Here is a 19,924-nt window from a genome sequence, read left to right on the forward strand (position 1 = left end):
TTTGCACATGCTCAACGAGTACTGTTGAGTATGCAAACCCACCCTTGGGGTGGACTACATGAATGCCTTGCCGGTCGCGAAGGGAAGGGGGTCGCCGCCATGACCGACTATGAGGCGCGCTCGGTGGCGGTGCGGGAGAACATGGACCCTGCTGCGCAGGTCAAGACGCTCGCGCACGAGCTGGCGCATGTGCTGATGCACGATCCCGACGATGAGGAGGCGCGGCAGCATCGCGGCATCCGCGAGGTCGAGGCCGAGTCCGTGGCTCTGATGGTCGGTGCGGCGCACGGCATGGACACTGCCGGGTACACGATCCCGTACGTCTCGACCTGGGCCGTCCGCGTGGACGGCCAAGAGCCCGTCCAGGTGGTGCAGGCCACCGGCGAGCGGGTGCGGAAGACCGCGCTGGCGATCCTCGACCAGCTCGACACGCTCCAGGTCGGCGACGGCACCCCGACCGGCCTCGAACGCGACAACGCCAGTCCGCGCACCTCCCGCACGTCTGCGCCTGCGGTGGAGACCGATCGTCCGCGTGCTGCGCAGGTGCCAGCTCTGGCAGGGCGGGGGCTGTGATGACCGAAGCATTCGATGTCCTGGCGGCGCTCATTCGCGTGGATCGCTCACCACACCTCGGGGTAGCGGCTCGGAGCCTCGCGGGGGCTGGCGTGCACGTGTTTCCGTGCGTCGTCGAGGGGAAGCGTCCGCTGACCCGCCGCGGGTTCCTCGAGGCGAGTAGCGACCCGGAGCAGGTTGCCGCATGGTGGTCGCGCACACCGAACGCGAACATCGGCATCCCGACCGGCGCTGCATCGGGCGTTGTCGTCGTAGACGTCGATGTCCAGCCCACGCCAACAACGTTGGCGTCCGTCGGTAGGCGGTAGCAACAGCCGACCGACCTGGCCAGCCGGCAGCAACTGACCGCTGTGAGCCTTCGGCCTTCGGCCTCGGCGGTCTTTTCGTGTGGCTGGTTGGTTCGCTGCTTGTTCGTCTGCTGTTCGGAGTTCTTGTTGTTGTTCTGTTCGGTGCCCTGGTTTTCCCTGGGTCTGCTGCTGGGTTGTCTCGTTGCGCTTGGTTTGCCGGTGTTCTTCTCGTGGGTCTGTTCGGTGTTCTGCCTGGTTGCTTCTCGGTGTTCTAGTCGTTGTTCTTCTCGGTGTTCTGCTTCCTGCCTGCTCTGGTTGTTCGGTACTGTCAACACGTCGTCCCCGAGCCTGTCAACTTTTCTACGTTTGCTGCGACCTGGTACGTCTGAAACTCGTGAGGCGTCTGTTTGATACTTCCAATGACGCTTACTGTCGTTTAGTACCTTTCGATGCCATCCACTGCTTGTAACTGTTCCCTGGTTGCACGTTCACTCATCCCTTACCCACCTGCTGCACACCCCACCAACTCCGCCGCAACCACCACCACAACCGTTCAACACCCACCAACGCCACCACCAACACCCTCCTGCCGGAGGCACGCGGGGTCGAGCGTGGTTGCGCCGTTTCCCGGGGACTCACTGCTGCCGCTCGGAAAATTGACCGAAAAATTGCGCGTTGTTGCTGGTCAGAGCGTTCCTTAACCCTGGTCGCCGCCAACCTGGCCCATGTAGAGATGCGTGAACGTCTCCGCCTTCAAGGTCCGCCCGACAGCTTCCAAGCAGGTTGACCCTGGGATTTACGTGCAGCGTGCCAAAGCGTTCGAGTCGTCGCTGCGTTCGGTCAAACAGGCGACGTTGCTGGCTGTGACCGGCGACGACGGCACGCTTGACGCCTTCCTGGTGACGCCGCCAACCAGTAAGAGAGCGGGGCGCGGTGCTGCGTCGTTGGCGGCGAACTTGGCCGCGACGATCGACGCTGTGGTCGAGCCGTGCGATGACGTTCCGGACCTGTTGGCGGGGTTGGGGGATCGCCCCTGTTTGGTGTCGGCGCGGGTGCGGTTGGAGTCGGTCGCTGGACGTGACACTGCTGCCGGTGCGGACCCTGCGGAAGTTGCCAAGGTGATCTGGCGGGCGAACGTTCGCCGGGCGTGGGTGGCGTTCACGATGCGCACGCCTCGCCCGGCCGAAGTGTCGGCGTATCGGAGTTGGGTCAGTTCCCGCGGCGGCAACGAGTCGCACTATTCGCGCGGTGGGGAACTCCTGGCGACCAGCATCCTGGTGGGCGCCCCGGACCGGTCGACCGCTGACGACTTGCTGCGCCAGGTGGTCGCGGCGATGCCTGGGTTGGACATCACCGCGGACCCGGTCGTGGTGGGCTCGGGCACGCTGCCGTGGTTGCTGGGCGCTGGCAGCGCGGGTGTTTACGGTGCGCAGGTTGCTGGTGTTGTCCCTGCTCTGGGCTCGGTGTCTGACACTTGGCCGTTGGCGCTGGGGTTGAGTGTTCCTGCCGCGCTGGGAGCACACGCGGCGTTGCGTCTGGCTGGGCGTAACCGGCTGCTGTCGCGGCTGGACGGCCTGGACTTTCCGGCGCCGCGCCGGTCGGCCGCTAAGCACCAGCGTCGACCAGCCACTGACTCTGGTGGCGTGCCGCGTACCGCCCGGGTGGTCTACCCGTTGGATCGCAGTGTGCTGCTGTGTGCGCCGCACATGCTGACGGGGTTGGCGGTGCCGCCGGGAGGTTCGGCTTCGGGTCCGGCGACGGCGTCGTCGCGACTGGTCCCGGCAAGTTTGCGGGCTCCGATCGGTCCGATGCTGGGCGCTGACGCCGACGGTAACCCTGCCCATTTGTCCGCCGATGACCTGTACGGCGGAGTTGGACTGCTGGGCGTGCCCGGTTTCGGCAAGTCCGTGGCGATGCGCGTGTGCTTGGGCTGGGTTCTGGCACGGCGCATCGTGGATGACCGGTCGTGCGTGATCGTGTTCGAGAACAAGGGCGACGGCGCGACCGCGTGCCGGCGGATGGCACAGAGCGTGACCGGTGATCCGGATTCGATGCTGTTGATCGACCTGGCGGACGCTTCGACCCCGGCGATCGACGTGTTCGCTTTTCCGGGAACTGCGAGCCAGAAGGCGGCACGGTTTATCGAGGCTGCCCGGTACGCGTTCGGCGAAGGCACTCTGGAGAACGCCAGCATCGAAGCGTTGAACGCTGTCCTTCCGGCGGCTCTGTGGTTGTCCGATCACGGGCACGGCAACCCGATCGCGTTGACGCACCGCCTGCTGGGTGGGTTCGGTGACACCTCGGCGACGGAACTGTCGTCGGTGGTGCGGGCGGCTGCCGTCACGGACGAGTCTGCGGTGGAGGCGGCGCAGTACACCGAGATCCTGTTCGGTGCGAACGTGTCAGCTTCGACCCGCCGCACCCAGTCCCAAGCTGCCCGCAACAAGTTGGCGCAGTTGGCCGAGATCGAGACGTGGTGGGACGCCGGTAGGTCGCGAGTCAGTTGGGAGGACGTCCTGGCCAACCATGACGCGGTCGTGGTGAACCTGGGCACGGCCGCCGACGGCACCCAGGTCAGTGACCGGCAGACCCAGTTACTGAGCAGTCTGCTGTTGTTCCAGCTGCGCGAGGCGATCGGGCGTGTGTGTGTCGGCTGGCAGGACCAGGGCCGCCAGGTGAACATTTTTGCTGACGAGCTGTCGGTGCTGGCCGGGTCCAGCCCAGAGACCGTGACGTGGCTGCGCGACCAAGGTCGCAGTTACGGGGTGCGCCCGTTTTTCGCCACACAGTACCCGCAGCAGTTGCACGAGCGTGTGCGTGATTCGCTCCTCGGGTTCGCCACGATGTTGTGGTTCGGGCAGAACAACCCGGAGATCGTTAAGAGTGCCGTGTCGGACCTGACGCTGGACGGCTCGGACTTCACCGGCGCTGACATCGCCGCCATCCCGCGCTACTTCGCGGTGCTGCGCACGACCGTCGCTGGCGTGCGTCAGACTCCGTGCCTGATCGGTATTGGCGACTGGGAGATGCGAGGCGATTGGGCCCGGTTCCTGACCGATCAGCAAGCGGCCACTGGCGAGAGCTACGGCGATGTGGTTGAGCGCGTCCCGGAGCACCGGGGCTGGGTGAAGCCTGGTGTGCAGCCGGCAGGTTCGGCGGGCGATGCGTATGACGACTCGACTGTCGCTGCGCCGGTGCAGGCTATGGCGGTGCCGAACGATCCGGACCGGTTCAGCCCTGACCGATTCAACCGGCCGATCCCGAACGATCCGCAGGACTGGTGATGGCAGGCTGGTGGCGGCCCCAGCCGCACGGGTTCAAGGACGTGTACGCGCCGGCCGACGACGACCCGAGCATCACTCGGTTCGAGCCGCGGGCAAACAAGCATCTGACCGAGCGCGGCATGCCTGGTCAGTTCGGCCCGTACGTGCCGTTGACCTCTATGCGTAGCCGCGCACCGAAGGCTCACCGGTCGGCGTATCGCACGGAGCCGCTGTGGTCGGGCATGTGGAACGGCCCCGCGACGGCGGCTTGGGCGCAGCGGCGCGAAATCACCCGGCTCATCCAGGACGGCCGGATGCACCGGACGACCGTCGACCCGGCGCTGTTGAAGCCGCCGCAGCCGCACTCGTTGTTTTCGCCGAGCGCACCGAACGGGTTGCTGCGCGCCCGGATGGTGGCGGCGACCATGATGTGGCGCACCTTGACGACGGAACAGTTGGCGGCCTTCACCGGCGACCCTGACGCGACCGGGCACCGCGGCGACTACCTGCCGAAGCGGGTGAAGAACCTGATTGCGGCGGACCTGCTGCAGTACGGGGTGCTGGCCCGGTTGCTGGATCCGGTTCCGGCGCTGGTCCGCCGTACCGACATGCCGCGCTGGGATTCTCAAAGCCGGTACTTGAGTTTCGGTGACTGGTTGAGCGTCACCGCGGGGCGGCGCGTCGCGGACGGCGGCGCCAGGTTCGAGAGGCACGCGGTGATGCTGAACGAGTTGTCATTGCGGGCCGCTGAGTTCACCGACCTGCAAGCGGTGCTGGGGGAGTCGCTGTGCAAAGTGGGTGAGTTCATGCCGGTGGAGTCGACCCGTACCGCCGACGCTCTATGGGTGCGTCGTGACGGGTTCCAGATCGCCATTGAGATGACGACCGGACTGAACGCGAACGTCGACGAGAAGGTTGACGCCTGGGCGAAGGCCCTGGCGGCAGACCCGACGCGCGGCACTGCGGTGGTGTTCGTATGTGCCCGACAGAACACCGCCAAGGACCGCATCGTGCCGCGCGTGCAGTCGGCGATTGCCCGCGCGGCCACGGCCAGCATGGACCGGATGACTGCGAAGGTGGCGCAACGCATGTTCTACGTGGACTGGTCCGACTGGTTCCCACGCGGCGGGTTGGTGTCCAGTCGGTTCCCGTCTTTGCCGGTGTTCGCGCTGAACAAGCACGTCACGTCACCCACCGACAGCGACTTGTGGCGCACGCTGCGGATCGGTGATCCGACTGCGACGCCGTGGGCTCCCGCCACCAAGGAGCACGCTGAGCAGGTCGCTCACCAGATGCTGGCGTTCAACCAGTTGTGGGGGCAGCCGTACTGGATGCGCGACCACCTCCTTGCTGCGGAACTGAATCGCCGCCTGGACTTGTGGACGATCCGCAAAGCGGCTGGATTGACCCAGCCGGTGTCGATGCCGTTCGCCCGTCCGGATCGTTACGGCGACGGGCAGGCTGTGGTCCCGCCGGAGATTGCCTACGCCCGTTGGCATCCGGGTCCGGTGGACGTGCAGAAGGTTGAGAGTAGGCGGCGCCGCACCGCCGGGTGAGTGGGGTCGTGTGGACGTCAACCGAGCAGAGCTCGCCTGGCGAGAGGACTCACATCAGTCACGACCAGCTCGCTATCGCGGACGACTGAGAACCGCAGCACTCGTTGAGCCTGCAGGATCTGCAGCACGGCCTGAACTGTCCGGAATGAGGCTCCGTACGTGGCCGGTTCGATCTTGCGGATGTCCTGGTTCACAACGTCAGAAAGGATCTTGGTGCGCAGTCCCTCAACGTCCACCCCTTTCGAGGCTTCGAGGTTGAGCCACGTGCCGTTAGGGATTCCGTTGATGATGAATCGAGTGCTCCCGGTCATGAAGGTCACGCTCACCTGGCCGGCGGACGCGAGGGCATGCACGCTCTCGATGAAGGAGGGTTCGGTCAGACCTAGCTCCATCGCACGATCCCTGACGGCATCGGAGAAGAGGACAGCATTCGCGCTGTCGTGCGCTTGCAGGTGCTTGAACAGCAACCGCAGTACGGTCTCGTCGGCAGGCGTCTGTGTCTGATGAACGGGCTCGGCGGCGAAGGCCGGTGGTGCGCCGAGCGGCGGCTTTTGATCCACCCCGTACAGATTGTTGACCACTTGCTGGACGGCCCCATCGAGTCCCACACGAGGGACTGACACCCAGAGAAGGTGTTTCAGCGCGCTTGGCACGTCGACATCCTCGTCGAGCACGATCGGGATGAGCTTGGTCTCCCGCTCGGTCGTAATCCGCCTGACGACGCTCGCGTGGAGTTCTTCGGTCACCCACGGCTTGCCAACGCTGACATGTGACAAGACGACCACGATCGCGTCGGCCCGAGGAATGCCCTCATCGAAGATCCGATGAACGAGGCTGTCGCCCGCCCTGATCTCCCACTTATCGACCCAGGCGTCGATCCCCTTCTCGCGCAGCGCGGTCGCGAAGGGCTCGACGAATCGCTCCTTGTCCTCAGTGGCGTGGCTGATGAACGCCTTGATCGGGGGCCGAGCTTCGGTGGTCACGGTCCAACTGTCTCAGCCATTGCGCCGCTGGGACGAGTTTGAGCGGTGCGGCGGCGTCGGCGCGTCGCAACGGTACGTGACGGAAGCTTGCTCGTGTCGTGAGGCCTGGGCGGTGCTCCGAGCACCAGCGAAAGGGCGTCGCACCGTGCACTCATGGACATTGTTTTGGACGCGACCGCCGAGCCTGCTCTGTCGCCGGACGACATTCCGTTGCGGCGTGAGATTGCCTGTCGGGGAATCCTCGATGACACGTTCCAGCCGAACCGGCCGGATGAGTTCTTGCGGGCGAAAGCCATCTGCGACACCTGCCTGTCGACGAAGTCGTGCTTGCGGCAGGGCGTGGAGATCGACGGCTACGGCGTGTGGGGTGGGGTGATGCTGCGCGCCGGCAAAGAGGTCGACTGGTCCAGCATGGGCGCTAAGAAGGGCAGAAAGGCTGGGCGTAAGCCAGGGGCTACCAACAAGCGCAAGAAGCGCGTCGACGCTGCAGCCTGACGCTTCGGCTGTGTCGCCGCCAACCAACACTGGCATGAGCACCTTCTGCCTGCCTACGCCGTCGGTCGAGCGCGGCCCCTTTGCCTACCGCGCAGCATCTGTTGTCGGTGGTGTCCGATGAGCACGGTCGATGCGTCGGGTGCGATCCACGGCGCCGACGGGAAGTTCGCTGGGCACGTCGCCGGGGAGGCCGCTGAGGTATCCCTGCGCGGCCCGGATGGCAGTGACACTGTTGCTGCGCCGGTCAGTAGTGACTGGCGGGAGCTGCGTGCCCGGCAACTGGATTCCCTGGGGTATGTCGCGCCGATCGCCACCAGCACCCGGATTGACCCGAAGACCACCGAGGGCATTGATCAGTGGTGGAGTACGACGTTCGTGGACGCCGAGTACGGCCATGGCGGCGGCGACTACCCGTTGATGCCGGACGACAACACCCCGAACATGACTGCGGGCAAGTCGATCTCGGGGAACCGTCGCACGCACCGCATGTCCTACTCGGGTCACGGTATGACGTTGCGGATGCCGTCCAAGACCGCGATCCATCGGTTCAGCGCTGCCCAGCACGACCGCACGTTTGACGTGCCGGTTTCGGCGTCGCTTCCTGACGGTCGGATGGTGCACGGCACTGTGCGTGTCACGAAAGGTTCTGACGGTCAGTGGGAGACGAAAGGCTTGGGGTTCGCGCCCGAGCACGAGGTGTTCGTCGCCGAGGGTGTCAGTGCTGTCTTGGAAGGTCAGCGGGCTCGTACGTCATTGGCGGCGGCCGGCGACTTGGTGGCACGCCGCCGCGAGCGGTTGGCGAACACCGGCGCGAAGGCGATGCCGGTGCAGTCCACCTGGATCCGGTCGGTTGGCTACGGTTCGACCGATTCCGGTGAGGGCATGATGACGTTGACCACGAAGGGCTACACCCGCAAGGACGGCAGCGTGGCGCCGCCGAAAACGTACGGCTACAAGGTTGATCCGGCCACGTACGCCGCGATGGCGAACAGTGACGCGCCGGGCAAGGTGTTCAACCGATTCGTTCGAGGTGAGCGCGGCGTCACCGTCGACACCTGCGGCAAGTGCGGGTTGATGACTGCCAGCGGCGCGGACCATCACTGCCCGACGCGGGAGAAGCCGCGGTCAGTGGAGGACGCGGCGATCCGGGAGCGGCAGCGTGAGCGTGCTGCGTTGGTGTCGCGAATCTTCCGCCGGCGAAACTAGCAGTGCCCGGACGTGGCCCACGCACTGGCGACAGTCGTCGCACCGTAAGGGTGTGGGCCGGGCGTTTGATCCGACCGCGACGATCGACCACTTGGAGACTTGGATATGGCTTTGCTGACTTCGCAGATCGACGGCGACGGCGATCCGATGCTGCCTGTGCACCCTGACGGGGCACGTTGGCAGTTCGTGATGTTGTTCGGCGACCGGATGCAGGCGGTGGCGGACACCGCAACGGAGTTGCTGCCGTTGGTGGTGGCCGGTTACGACCACATCGCGGCCGACGACATCGAGAGTGCGTTCCTTGCCCGTTTCGACCACGCGGCGGGAGTCGCTGCGTTCGTGCAGCATTCGGCGTTGCAGGCAGCCATTGACAGTGGCTACCAGTTGGACGATGACGTGGCGACCACGGCGATGATGTCACCCAAGACGGACCCGTTGCCGGGGCCGGTGCTGGGACGAGCCGGTGTGTGGGACGAGCCGGTGCCGTTGGTTCTGGTTGCCAGCCACTACGCGCCGTACACCGAACTGGCTGCGCCGTCCGGTGACGGTGTGATCCTGGTCGACCCGTACACCGAGAAGGGCTACCTGGCAGGACTGGATCAGTTGGGGCTGGTGACGTTCCGGGAGTTGTCGCTGGTCTGAGCGGCCGGATGCCGTGAGCCCCGGCGTCGTCGCACCGCAGGGGCATGGCTAGTCCTGTTTGCTCGATTGACGGTTGCGACGCAGCAGTGGATGCCCGTGGGCTGTGCGCAGGCCACTACCGACGCCTGAGGCGTTACGGAAACCCGTCAGGCCGCGCGGGGGATGCGAAGGTTGGGCCGCCGTGTGCCGTCGAGGGCTGCACCGTTACCACATTCACCCGCGGTTTCTGCGTGAAGCACTACCAACGCCTGAGGCGTTACGGCGACCCACTGGGTGGAGGACCAGCCTATGGGCCGCGACGGACGGGTTGTTCCATCGAAGGGTGCGATGGCAAGCACTATGGCCGCGGTTACTGCCGCAAGCACTACCAACGGTGGTGGCTTCGTCGCGGTGGTCCCTCATCGCCGACGACGGGCTATCAGTAGATCCCGGCTAACGCCGGCTCCTGTCCGGAGGCGACGCAACAATGGGCCGGTGACAACCCCGACACGTCCGTCGCCAGGCCAGTCGGAGCTCGCCCGGATCGTCGAGTCGACCTGGGCTGAGTCGACGCGCCGCGCCTACCGCAGCCAATGGGTTCAGGTGCAGTCGTGGTGTGACCGCAACGGCGCCCAGTCGCTGCCCCTGGAACCGGAGGATCTGGCTCGCCACCTGCGATTCAGCGCCCAGATCGCTCGGGCCGATGGTTCGCCGGCGGCAGCCACGTCGACATTGGCGTTGCGGGTGGCCGCCGCCAATGCGGTGCATCGGATCGCTGGCTTACCAGAGCCTGGCGGTCACCCGGTCGTGGTTGCGGCGTTGGCGAGCATCCGGCGACAGCGTAAGCGTCCGCCGAAGCAGGCGGCGGCCTTCGATGTTGAGATGCTGCGAACCACCCTGAGCCACTTCGACTTTCGGCACTGGCCTCGCAGCGTGGCGGCGCGGCGGGATGCAGCGTTGCTGTTGTTGGGCTTCGCGGGCGCGTTGCGCCGTAGCGAGTTGGTTGGACTACGAACCGGGGATGTGTCATTCCAGGCTGGCGCCGATTCCGAACCGCACCTGCGAGTCGTCATCAGGGCCAGCAAGACTGACCAGTTCGGTGACGGGGAGGTCATTGCGGTGCCGGTCGGCCAGCACCCACTGACCTGCGTACCATGCGCGGTGCGTGCTTGGTTGGTGCTGTCCAGCATTGAGGGGCGGCCGCAAACGATGGCCGCAGCGCGGAACCTCTCCGCAGTCAGCAACACCCATCATTGCGACCAGCCGTGGCCGGACAGCCAAGCCGACCAACCACTGCTGCGTCGGGTGTACCGATCCGGTGCCATCGGTGATGGGGCGCTGTCCGGATCCAGCGTGGGTGCGGTGCTGGAGCGCAGGATGAGCGCGGCGGGGATGGACCCGGAGCCGTTCAGCGCACATAGTCTTCGGGCCGGGTTCGTCACGACGGCAGACGCGGGTGGAGCTTTGTTGACGGCGATCATGCGCCAGACCCGCCACCGCAAACCGGAGACGGTGGTGCGCTACATCCGCCACGCTAACCCGATGGCTGGCAACGCGGTGAAAAGCGTTGGCCTGTAGATGGATTCGCTGCTCGCCGATTGGCTCACCAGCCGCGGGCTGTCCGTCGGCGATGGTGACCCGCCACGGCTGGCTTTGTTGATCGAGTTCGCCGCCGAGTGTCCCCAGGCGCCGTCGACGCTGCGCCGCAGCCTTGCCGGCTGGTTGCCGAGCACCGTTGCTACGGGTTGGCGGCCGCCGCCGTGGCTGACTGGCTCTGGCACGGTACGTCAGGCTCGGGACCAGGTCATCGGGTTGTTCGCCGGAGCTGGAATGACCCGGGCACAGATCAGTGAACTCACCACCGACGACGTGGTGCTGGTGGGTGCGTCATGGCGCGTCGGTCCACTGCTGCTGGAAGCGATCACCGACCCGGCGACATGCTCGTGCTGCGTCGTGGCCCGGTGGGCGGCGGTGCTCGATGGGTATGCGGGCGCGCACAGCCCTGTTGACGCCGAACTGGGCCTACGCCGAATCGACCTGCCCGATCAGCACGCATGCCGGTTCGCCGGGGCGCTGACGCAGTGGAACCGGCGGCGTGCGCCGTTGCTGGTAGGCATCGACCGGCGCGGTTACCTCGCCGATGATGCGTTGGGGACGAGATCGGTGACAGCGGCGATCTCGTCGACCCGCCGACATGATCGCGGTGTCATGGTAGTTCCGGCGACCCGGAGAGATCCGCCCCCGCAGGGGGTTCGTCGCATCCCGACGGATATCGGTGTGTGGCTGGACAGGCTGGAGCTGGCCGTCCAGGTTGCGCTAGAGCGTTCGGAGCATGTGCTAGCCGGGGATGAACTGGAGATCAGTCGGTCCGAGTGCACCGGCGAAGCAGCAAACGCGCAGCGCCGAGGAGGCCGAGACCGGCTACGGCCCCAGCAATCTGAATCGAAGAATCAGTGGGAGTCATGTGCACCTCCACTCCGCCCTGGACCTTTGCGGTGACTTTTCTATCCGAGCCGAGGACGCCTGGCCAGGACTTGCCGTGCTGGAACGCCGAAAGTCTTCGCCATTCCGCCGCGGTGATCCGGGGCCAGTCATCTCCGAACACGGTTGCCAACCAGCCGAGTTTGGGTATCTCAGTGGTGAGGTTTACGCGTTCTCCACGCAGAGCGCGGGCCGTCGTGCCGAATGTCCTCGCCTCTTCGTCGTAGTCGGGTCCGAGTGACGCCCGGGTCTGCGCGGCGGCATCGCGATACTCGCGACTGTCAGCCATCATGCCGAGTTCGTCGAGATAGGCGGCTTTGGCGGCTACGACCTGAATCTCGAACCAGAGGCCACGCCTCCTTCGGGTCTTCCCATCATCTGGTTGGAGTAGCCATAGGCACCACATTGACGATTCGAGCACAGGCCGGAGCAAGTTGAACGATGCCGTCGGACCGATCCCGTGTGCCTGGATCAGCGACAAGTACGCAAGGTGGTTCTCGTGGGCGACGCGAAGTAGTCGGTTCGCCGAGATGTAGACCCGATGACCAGCGGGTTGTGCTCGGTCTATTGCCGCCGCGTTGAGCACCATCGTCTTGGACGACTCCCGCTCTGCAGCCAACGCGACCGGCACATCGCGGTCTATCGCCTCCCACACGGCCGGAAGCGCGCCCAAGTCAGTGTCCCGTGGTTCGTCTGTCATGGCAGGCAGTGTGGCAGCCGCTGAGGATCGGAGGGCCGTGTCTAGCGGCAGCTGAATATGGCACTCGACCGGCCGCACTACCCGACTAACTGGACCCTGGCATCGCAGATTTGGCCCATGTAGAAGGGTGTGCTGGAGCAGATGAAGGTGCCGTTGCCGGCCGGGTTCGACCCGGACCGTCATTCCGGTGCAGTCGTGAGCAAGGTCCGCCAGGCCAAAGGCCCCGAGTGGAGCCTCGCGAACATCGACACCGAAGCGAACGTGGCAGTGTTTCGTCGGCACGTCGCTGAAACGACGGTGACTGCTGCGACCAAAGCCAGTGGCAGCGTGAAGGCCCCGGAGAGCTTCCAGGTGTCTTTGTCGGCGGCCGACGCTAAGCCGACCATGGGAGAGAAGGTCGCAGCGACGCTGCAGGACACCTACCCGGGGTTCTACCTGACTGACTTCGACCCACACCTTGCCCGCGCGACCCTGACGAAACTGGACGACGACACCGCGCGCTGCCGCGGCGCGGTCGCGACGGCGCTCGGGGTGAAGCCGTGGGACGTGCAGGCCGCCCCGCGCCCCGGTGGTGGCTACCTGTTGGGTCTGCCGAAGTCCTACATGCCGTCCAAGCACGACGAGAAGCTGGACGAGGTCGCCACCAGCGTCGTCGGGCAGTTCGGCTGGTACGTCGTCGCGGACGCGAACAAGCTGACGGCTCAGGTCATCCCGAGCGATCCGCCGACTTTTCCACCGACTATCCGATTGAATCTGGCTGGTCTCGGAGCTGATCTGCACCGGACCCCGATCGGCGACATCTTGCCGCCGCCGGGACAGAAGAAGTACGACACCGTGAGCATCGACTGGCGAGCTCACGCGTTCGGATTGGTCAGTGGCACCGCGGGCGCGGGCAAGACGAACACGTTGAACAGCATCATCGCCGACCAGGTCGCCGGGGGCGCTGCGCTGGTCATCGTGGACGAGCCGTCCAAAGCGATCGACTACTCCTGGTGCAAGAAGTACGTGCGCGACGGCGGCTGGGGCTGTGACGGTTTGCGTTCGGCGGTGACGGCGTTGGCGTTGGTCTACGAGGAGGGCAACCGCCGCGCCAAGGTGCTGGAGCAGGCCGGCGTGACCAACTGGTTCGACCTGCCCGACGACCAGCGGTTCCCGCCGATCCTGTGCATCGTGGACGAGGTGGCCGGGTTGCTGGTGGGGGAGAAGCTTCCGCCTGGAGTGGACCGGAAGATGCCCGAAGTGCAAGAGGTTATCGAGGAGAACCGACTGAAGTTCAAGCTGCAACGCGTCATCACGAAGATTGCCGCGGAGAAGCGGTTCGTCGGTATCCGCATGTTGCTGAGCAGTCAGGTGTCGAACCAGAACTCAGGACTGCCGCCGTCGTTGAAGACGCTGCTTGGTCAGCGTGTTCTGATGGGGCCGAACCCCTCGAAGATACAACGTGATCAGGCGTTCAGTGTTGCCGACCGCGTACCGACGGTGCCGGACAACGTCGCAAACGGCGGCATGGTCTCCAAGGGCGTCGGCGGGGCCGAGCTCGAAGGGCAAGCGCCGGTGGTGTTCAAGTCGTTCTTCGCGACCTCTGGCCAGCTCGACGCCGAACTTGCCAGCCGTGGCGTGCCCACCACGTCCCGGCCGGAGCCGACACAGGCGGAGATGGACGAATACTGTCCCGTGTCGGAGGAAGACCTTGACGACGAAGGCCCAGCCTTCGACCCGCGCCGCGACGCTCCGGAGACGTTCAGCGACAACGGTGAGCAACTGTTCGGCGCGGCAGCGGCAGCGGCAGCTAGTAGGCGCCTAGAGGCGCAGGCCAAGGCTCAGCGTGCCGCTAAAGATGCGGGTGCTGGGACGTCAGGCGCCGATGGCCCACGGTGCCCGTCGTGCCGAGCACCCATTCGTAGCGACGGGACTTGCGAATGCTGAGGATGTTCGAGTGGCGGTTCGCGGAGAACATCCTGCTTCGCGCTGTCGGGAAGCTGGTGTACCTGATCGCGTGGATCGTTGGCTTGGCTGTGGCCGGCGCCATTGTGTTGTGGGCGCTCAAAGCGTTCGGCGTCATCGACGTTTTCGCCACGATCAGTCAGTTGCGCGCCAGGATCGGCCTGACCGATTGGAAGAAGACTGCCGGTAGCGCGGTCGGGGTGATCTTCCTCGCCTGGCTGGCGTGGTCGGTCATCGACAGCCCGCCGTCCGGCTCCGGCAACTACAGCAACAGCCAGCAGAACTACTACAACCGGCGCAACGTCACCTACGTCGACCGCCGCGAGATGCGCCGCATGGAACGCCAGCAGGACCGTCGTGATCGACGGGACCGTCAGGACGGCCTGTGATGCGAGCAATTCCGCAGACGTACGCCGGTGTCCGGTTCCGCTCCACCCTCGAAGCCGACTGGGCGGTCAACCTTGATGCGCTGCGGATGGTGTGGCAGTACGAACCAGAGGGGGTCGTCATGCCCAGTGGCACCTACTACCGCTGTGACATGTATCTGCCGCGGCTGAGCACTTTCGTCGAAGTGAAGGGACCCCACAACGAACGGCTCTGGAAACCGGGCGAATTGGCCACTGCAACCATGCACGCGCCGGGCTGTGCGCAGAGCCGACCGGTTGAGGTGTCCGGACTGCATGAAGATTGCGCGTGCGGGTTCGGTCCGTCCTTCCCCTGGCGGTTCGTCGTGGTCGCGCGCCCGGGGGAGCGGGGGCGGATGGTGTTCCATGCAGCACTTGATGAAGCCAAGGCAGTGATCGCATTGTGTTCGGTCTGTATGCAGTACAGCTTCGCCGACGTCAACGCACCATGGCACTGCCGACGGTGCCGTGGCAGCGGTGCAGTGAAGGTGCTTCGTTCCGGCGACGTCACATTCCGCCAGATCGACCACGAGGCGGGCAAGCATCGAGCAAGACGCCAAGCCGCCACGAGAGGGACCCGCGCGCAGTCGTCCCGACGCAAAGCGGGCTGAGCCGCCAACCAACATGGCGTGACCACAGTTGACGCATCAGGCGCGATTCACGGCAACGACGGGCGGTTCGCCGGCCACATTGCCGGTGAACCGGACGACGGACTCGAACTAGCCCAGCCGGGCGCCACCGGCGACGACCTGCCGAACGACCCGGATATCCGCGCCAGAGATGCTGCGACGCAGCGGCGACTGCGCCAGGTGACGATCGAGCCCGGCACCGGTGGCTGCCCGCCGGTCATGGTGGGCGACGTCGACATCGCCAACACCTATATCGGCAACATGCCGCTGCGCGCCCGAGCCTACCTTGCTCTGTATGCCGAGCACATCGAGCAAAACCCGGGCCACCAGGTACCTGAGAGCCTGCGGGATGCGCTGACGGCTAGCCGCGAAAAGGCATTGGCGGCAAGGGGACTGCACGAACAGTTCGGGGGGAACGTCAGCGTCGAGGATGAGCACTTCGGTTCTGACCCGCGCAACACGCAGCGGGTCACGTCGTGGACGAACGCCGACGGCGAGCTGGGCGTGGCCGCGCGGGAATGGGACGCCGCTAGCTTCCGCTACGAAGACGCTCACGGAACGCCGGTCGAGTTCACCGAGACGCAGGACTTCGACGCCCATGACGGCATGGGCCCGGCGGTGGAGAAGCGGTTCGTCTCGGCGATCCGGTTGCCTGACGGCGAACTACTGCGCCCGCAACGGGCCGAATGGGGCGACGGTGACTACCGGTTGCATTTCGAGCGGCAACTACCGGACGGCGGCGCCCACACCTGGTCTGCCGACCCCGACGACCAGTCTGAGGCGTACCACGACAAAATCGGTCTGGTTCACCGCGACGACGGTCCAGCAATGATCGACGAACGCTGCATCGAGTACCGCCGGCACGGCATCACACATCGCGACCGCAATCAGGGGCCGGCGGTGATCGGGTCAGACGGTAAGGCGCACTTCATCGAGAACGGCTGCAACGTCGACGACCAGATCTTCCCTGGCCAGGCGCGGGCTGCCGGTTTGGAACCTGACCCGGCTGGCGGCTGGCGGGTGCCCGGAGCCGGTCCACGATTCAACCCGGCGGACGCCTACTACGAGGGCCGATTCGACGGGGAACCGGCATGACGGCTCGTGACGCATCGGGGCTCCTCGGGCTCGCTGGGCACACCGGGCTCCGCTCGACGCACGGTGCGGCCAGACACAACCAGGAGGGGTCCGAATGAGCACGGTCGATGCGTCGGGTGCGATCCACGGGTCCGACGGCAAGTTCGCGGGCCACGTTGCGGGAGAGGCGGATTCGTCGGTGACCTTGGGCGACCCCGTGCCGGATCAACCGGATGCGGCGGTCGACCCCGGGGGCACCAGCCACGACCATGTGGTGCTGACTCAGCGTTGCCGTACAGCACAGCGTGTGCTGCGCGACGCCCGCATGGATCCTCGGACCGGCGGCACGCCACCGCACATCGTGGGCGGCGTCGACATCGCGAACACACCGGTCGAAGACTGGCCGGACAGTGTGCGGTCCGGGGTTGGCAATCTCGGGTTGGGGCTGAGCCTCACGACACAGCGACCGGCTTCGGAAGCCATGCTCAGGGACGTTGAAGCGCACGAAGCGGCAGGCGGCCGCATCGAGGTCATCACCGACAAGCGTTCCCGGCAAGTAGTCAGATGGACTCGCGACGGCCGACCTTGGCGCGACACCAGCGGGTGTCGGCAGATGGGCGTGCCGGTGGAGTTCACCGACCGCACGCCGACCGCCGTCTTGACCCCCGACGGGAACCTGGTGAAGGCAGCCTTGCGCGACCAAGGCATGCTCTCCCATACCGACCCTGACGGGACGATAACCAGCTTCTACCCGCTGACAGGGACGCAATGGTCCGTCGATGAGGAACGTCGTCCGCACCGCACCGACGGTCCGGCGTACCTGGGCGACCGAACAATCGAATACCTACGCCGAGGCATCACCCATCGCGAGGCCGACCAAGGACCGGCCATCGTCGGCTATGACGGTCGGGTCGACTACGTGGAGTTTGGTGCGGGTGTTCAGCCAACCGAAGACCAGATGGCACGGCACAATGTGGTCCGCGCTGAGGATGGCTCGCTACGGCTGAACGGGTTCCATCACGATGAGGGCGACCGGCTTTTGAGTTGGTACAACCGTGGTTTCATCGTCTGACCCGAAACGGAAGCCGCCGCCAACCAACAAGGCATGAGCACTGTTGACTCCAGTGGCGCGATTCACGCCGCCGACGGTAGGTTCGCCGGTCACGTTGCGGGAGAGGCGGATGCGGCGGTGGCATTGGCAGGGGTAACACAGGCAAGTCCCGACTTGGATCAGATCAACGCCGCCAATCTGGACATGGCTGAGCAGATCATCCAGATCCAGCAAGACCTGGATGAAAAGGTCGCTGAACTGCAGGCCCGGCAGATGGCCGCTGCGCTGGTCGCTGACGGTGGGCTGCCGGATGGCGCGTTCGCCGAGATCTCCTTCGACGAAGACGACGGCGACCTGACAGCGACCATCTGGTCGCAGGGCGACTACAACCTTTTGGCCTGCAGCGACCCGATGACCGGTGACCAGGCTGTTGCATTCCAGCAGCGATACGGCGACGGCACCGATGTCGGGCTCGACGTGGACAAGATCCGCAGAAGCGTGTTGAGCCCGATGGAACGGGTGCTCGGAGCGCAGCCGTCTCAGGCTGTCGGAACACTGACTGCCGCACGGTGGCAGTCGAGCCGGGACGACCTCGCCCGGGCCGAGCTGACCACGGTTCGCGACCGGGTCCGCGAGCAGTGCCCCACCGCACGCTACGTCGGCGTGATCGACTCCGACGGCAGCTACGAACTGGACGCAGTCACCGATGTTCAGGGCAACACTCTGCCGTTCGAGGACCCGGGTGACGGGGAGATCTTCGACGCTCTGCAAACACCCGGCGAGTCCGGCTACGGCAACATCGACGGCACTGGTCTGGCACCGCGCTGGTCGCGAGGGAAGTACCACCGCCTGTACGACCTCGACAACATCTCCGGAGTAGCGCTATGACCACGGTCGACGCCGCTGGATTCCTGCGGCTCGCTCCGCATCGCCTTCGCCATCACACCTTGCGCATCGGGCTTCGCTCGGTGCACGAGGCAACCCGACGCAACCTGGAGGTTCTGATATGAGCACGGTCGATGCGTCGGGCGCGATCCACGCCGCGGATGGCAAGTTCGCCGGCCACATCAGTTCCGAATCGACCGTGACGTTAGCGTCGGCGCCTGCGGTCCTCGGCGTCCCGCAGAACGCGGAGCAGATGGAAGTTGGCGACAACCTGGCCGCCGACGTGTTGGACACCAATCTGGCGCTGCAACACTTCGACTTCCCCGAGCGGGGAGCGCTGACCCGCGAGGCTCACGGTGCATCCCTTCGCTCGATCCGCCACGAACTCAGTTCGCGCTACCCAGGCTCGACAGCGGTCGTCTTGGAGTACGACCACGACAGCCGCGACTGGTTTCCCGACCGCGTGTTGGACGGCTCGGGCGAGCCGATGGTCCTGGACGCCGGCGGAAATACCTACCTGGATCTGGTTGACGCCGGAGAACTGACTGACCGGCTGTGGAACGCGCGAGTGAACCTGGCCAACTACCACCCCGAAGGCGCTGACCGCACCGGGTCAGTGACGTTGAGCTTCGACCAGATCGACCAGGACTACCCACCCCGAACCCCGCAGGAAGCGGCAGCCGACCTGGACTCCGCGATCGACGCGCATCTCGCCGAGTTGCAGCGTCGAACGGGAGAACTGCGCAGCGAGCTCGCCACCCGACGCAGCAACGGAGAACCAGCATGAGCACGATTGACCCCAGCGGCGCGATCCACGGAAGCGATGGCAAGTTCACTGGTCACGTCGCGGGAGAAGCGGACGACTCCGTCAGCCTCACCTCTGGATCCTCCGGCCCGGGCAACCCACTGGACGACGACGCGACCCTCGAAGCGGTTGAGCGACGCAATCTCGCCCTGGCGCGGTCACTCGACGCGATCGAGGATCAGATCAACAATGCCGACGCCGACCTGGCAGTCAAAGACTTCGCGGCACAGTTGGCTCGGGCGGAGCGCGACACTCCCTCCATCCGTGACGCCCAGGTCGCGACCGTGTTCGTCGACCGCAGTGATGTGGACGGCCGGATCGTGCTGACGCTGTGCCCGGACGACGACGACATGCACCCGATCTACCGCACGATGCGGGACGGCTCGACGTTGGCGTTCAAGGAACGCTTCGGGGTGGCCGGCCGCGAAGACGACTTGGTCGACCTGACCAAGTTGCGCGCCGAAGCAAGGAAGCCGGCAGCGACTGGACTGTGGGAAGTCAGGGATGCCGCGGAGCGTGCGACCGCGAAGCAGGCGCACGCCACGATCCGTGACGAGGTCCGGGACGTGGTGCCGGCAGGCCGGTTCGTGGCGTACTTCGATGACGCCGACGGGCCGCAGATGGAAGGCGTGTACGACGCCGACGGCAGCCAGGTGTACGGCGACCAGTCCGACCCCAGTTGGCACACCGACTTCGCCGCGCGTGACGACGACTTCGAGATGGACGTCAACGACGACCTGAACGCACTCGGGGACCGCGCCGAGTATTACTGGCCCGACGCCCATGCGGAGTGGGTGCCGCGCGGGTGCAACGTCATCGACCTCGACGCCGACCCGGAGTATCTGCGATGAGCACGGTCGACGCCTCCGGGCTCCTGCGGTTCGCTTCGCGACGCCTTCGTCGCCACGCCCCGCACACCCAGCTTCGCTCGGCGCACGAGGCAACCCGACCGGGCCTGGAGGTTCTG

17 protein-coding genes and 1 pseudogene are annotated in these 19,924 nt (G+C 65.7%); 16 read left to right on the forward strand and 2 right to left on the reverse strand.

The annotated features are described in order from the left end of the window. Positions 1–99: 99 nt before the first annotated feature. From AZH51_RS08355 to AZH51_RS08370, 4 genes and pseudogenes are all read left to right on the forward strand, one after another. Positions 100–573 (forward strand): annotated as a pseudogene (locus tag AZH51_RS08355) (ImmA/IrrE family metallo-endopeptidase); the annotation flags it as partial. Continuing rightward, positions 573–881 (forward strand): bifunctional DNA primase/polymerase, encoded by a 309-nt coding sequence (locus AZH51_RS08360; RefSeq protein WP_291523195.1) that lies wholly within the window; start codon positions 573–575, stop codon positions 879–881. The pseudogene AZH51_RS08355 and the gene AZH51_RS08360, both read left to right, overlap by 1 nt. A gap of 716 nt (positions 882–1,597) precedes the next feature. Further along, positions 1,598–4,144: a hypothetical protein gene (locus AZH51_RS08365; RefSeq protein WP_291523197.1), complete on the forward strand. Its 2,547-nt coding sequence runs from the start codon at positions 1,598–1,600 to the stop codon at positions 4,142–4,144. Next, entirely contained in the window at positions 4,144–5,679 is a 1,536-nt protein-coding gene (locus tag AZH51_RS08370; protein WP_291523199.1) for a hypothetical protein, read from the forward strand. The genes AZH51_RS08365 and AZH51_RS08370 overlap by 1 nt, the downstream gene beginning before the upstream one ends. 17 nt (positions 5,680–5,696) lie before the next feature. Here the strand turns inward: AZH51_RS08370 and AZH51_RS08375 are convergent, their stop codons facing one another. After that, positions 5,697–6,662, reverse strand: coding sequence for a toll/interleukin-1 receptor domain-containing protein (locus AZH51_RS08375; protein ID WP_291523201.1), 966 nt, complete (start codon positions 6,660–6,662; stop codon positions 5,697–5,699). A 153-nt stretch (positions 6,663–6,815) separates the two neighbouring features. On the opposite strand from AZH51_RS08375, the gene AZH51_RS08380 reads away from it, so the two are divergent. The 4 genes from AZH51_RS08380 to AZH51_RS08395 all read left to right on the forward strand — a co-directional run bounded on the left by AZH51_RS08380 (position 6,816) and on the right by AZH51_RS08395 (position 10,562). Beyond that, complete coding sequence (locus tag AZH51_RS08380) at positions 6,816–7,157, forward strand: WhiB family transcriptional regulator (RefSeq protein ID WP_109685118.1); 342 nt, start codon at positions 6,816–6,818, stop codon at positions 7,155–7,157. Positions 7,158–7,274: 117 nt separating this feature from the next. Next, a complete protein-coding gene (locus AZH51_RS08385; RefSeq protein ID WP_109685116.1) occupies positions 7,275–8,363 on the forward strand; it encodes a hypothetical protein in 1,089 nt (362 codons plus the stop codon). Positions 8,364–8,468: 105 nt separating this feature from the next. Continuing rightward, positions 8,469–9,005 carry a hypothetical protein gene (locus tag AZH51_RS08390; protein WP_291523204.1) on the forward strand — a complete coding sequence of 179 codons (537 nt, stop codon included), beginning with the start codon at positions 8,469–8,471 and terminating at the stop codon, positions 9,003–9,005. Between the two features lie 474 nt (positions 9,006–9,479). Further along, positions 9,480–10,562 (forward strand): hypothetical protein, encoded by a 1,083-nt coding sequence (locus tag AZH51_RS08395; RefSeq protein ID WP_291523207.1) that lies wholly within the window; start codon positions 9,480–9,482, stop codon positions 10,560–10,562. Between the two features lie 781 nt (positions 10,563–11,343). On the opposite strand, the gene AZH51_RS08400 is transcribed toward AZH51_RS08395, so the two are convergent. Then, the gene (locus AZH51_RS08400) at positions 11,344–12,165 is read right to left on the reverse strand and encodes a hypothetical protein (protein WP_291523209.1); all 822 of its coding nucleotides are present in this window, start codon (positions 12,163–12,165) and stop codon (positions 11,344–11,346) included. 141 nt (positions 12,166–12,306) lie between these two features. On the opposite strand from AZH51_RS08400, the gene AZH51_RS08405 reads away from it, so the two are divergent. From AZH51_RS08405 to AZH51_RS08440, 8 genes are all read left to right on the forward strand, one after another. Further along, positions 12,307–14,091, forward strand: coding sequence for a cell division protein FtsK (locus tag AZH51_RS08405; RefSeq protein ID WP_291523211.1), 1,785 nt, complete (start codon positions 12,307–12,309; stop codon positions 14,089–14,091). Continuing rightward, entirely contained in the window at positions 14,085–14,498 is a 414-nt protein-coding gene (locus tag AZH51_RS08410) for a hypothetical protein (protein WP_146202530.1), read from the forward strand. The genes AZH51_RS08405 and AZH51_RS08410 overlap by 7 nt, the downstream gene beginning before the upstream one ends. Further along, the gene (locus AZH51_RS08415) at positions 14,495–15,124 is read left to right on the forward strand and encodes a hypothetical protein (RefSeq protein ID WP_291523214.1); all 630 of its coding nucleotides are present in this window, start codon (positions 14,495–14,497) and stop codon (positions 15,122–15,124) included. The genes AZH51_RS08410 and AZH51_RS08415 overlap by 4 nt, the downstream gene beginning before the upstream one ends. A gap of 18 nt (positions 15,125–15,142) precedes the next feature. Continuing rightward, complete coding sequence (locus tag AZH51_RS08420) at positions 15,143–16,237, forward strand: hypothetical protein (RefSeq protein WP_291523216.1); 1,095 nt, start codon at positions 15,143–15,145, stop codon at positions 16,235–16,237. A 94-nt stretch (positions 16,238–16,331) separates the two neighbouring features. Next, positions 16,332–17,288, forward strand: a complete 957-nt coding sequence (locus AZH51_RS08425; protein ID WP_291523218.1) for a hypothetical protein — start codon at positions 16,332–16,334, stop codon at positions 17,286–17,288. Positions 17,289–17,321: 33 nt separating this feature from the next. Beyond that, entirely contained in the window at positions 17,322–18,155 is an 834-nt protein-coding gene (locus AZH51_RS08430; protein WP_109685097.1) for a hypothetical protein, read from the forward strand. A 118-nt stretch (positions 18,156–18,273) separates the two neighbouring features. Next, the gene (locus AZH51_RS08435; protein ID WP_109685095.1) at positions 18,274–18,939 is read left to right on the forward strand and encodes a hypothetical protein; all 666 of its coding nucleotides are present in this window, start codon (positions 18,274–18,276) and stop codon (positions 18,937–18,939) included. Continuing rightward, entirely contained in the window at positions 18,936–19,808 is an 873-nt protein-coding gene (locus AZH51_RS08440; RefSeq protein ID WP_109685093.1) for a hypothetical protein, read from the forward strand. The genes AZH51_RS08435 and AZH51_RS08440 overlap by 4 nt, the downstream gene beginning before the upstream one ends. Positions 19,809–19,924: the final 116 nt, after the last annotated feature.

This window comes from Branchiibius sp. NY16-3462-2 (assembly GCF_001594145.1).
Lineage (GTDB): Bacteria > Actinomycetota > Actinomycetes > Actinomycetales > Dermatophilaceae > Branchiibius.

Coding starts and splice junctions, on each gene's coding strand:
- AZH51_RS08360 (WP_291523195.1), top strand. CDS start 573: ATGACCGAAGCATTCGATGTCCTGGCGGCGCTCATTCGCGTGGATCGC.
- AZH51_RS08370 (WP_291523199.1), top strand. CDS start 4,144: ATGGCAGGCTGGTGGCGGCCCCAGCCGCACGGGTTCAAGGACGTGTAC.
- AZH51_RS08380 (WP_109685118.1), top strand. CDS start 6,816: ATGGACATTGTTTTGGACGCGACCGCCGAGCCTGCTCTGTCGCCGGAC.
- AZH51_RS08385 (WP_109685116.1), top strand. CDS start 7,275: ATGAGCACGGTCGATGCGTCGGGTGCGATCCACGGCGCCGACGGGAAG.
- AZH51_RS08390 (WP_291523204.1), top strand. CDS start 8,469: ATGGCTTTGCTGACTTCGCAGATCGACGGCGACGGCGATCCGATGCTG.
- AZH51_RS08400 (WP_291523209.1), bottom strand. CDS start 12,165: ATGACAGACGAACCACGGGACACTGACTTGGGCGCGCTTCCGGCCGTG.
- AZH51_RS08405 (WP_291523211.1), top strand. CDS start 12,307: ATGAAGGTGCCGTTGCCGGCCGGGTTCGACCCGGACCGTCATTCCGGT.
- AZH51_RS08410 (WP_146202530.1), top strand. CDS start 14,085: ATGCTGAGGATGTTCGAGTGGCGGTTCGCGGAGAACATCCTGCTTCGC.
- AZH51_RS08425 (WP_291523218.1), top strand. CDS start 16,332: ATGAGCACGGTCGATGCGTCGGGTGCGATCCACGGGTCCGACGGCAAG.
- AZH51_RS08430 (WP_109685097.1), top strand. CDS start 17,322: ATGAGCACTGTTGACTCCAGTGGCGCGATTCACGCCGCCGACGGTAGG.
- AZH51_RS08435 (WP_109685095.1), top strand. CDS start 18,274: ATGAGCACGGTCGATGCGTCGGGCGCGATCCACGCCGCGGATGGCAAG.
- AZH51_RS08440 (WP_109685093.1), top strand. CDS start 18,936: ATGAGCACGATTGACCCCAGCGGCGCGATCCACGGAAGCGATGGCAAG.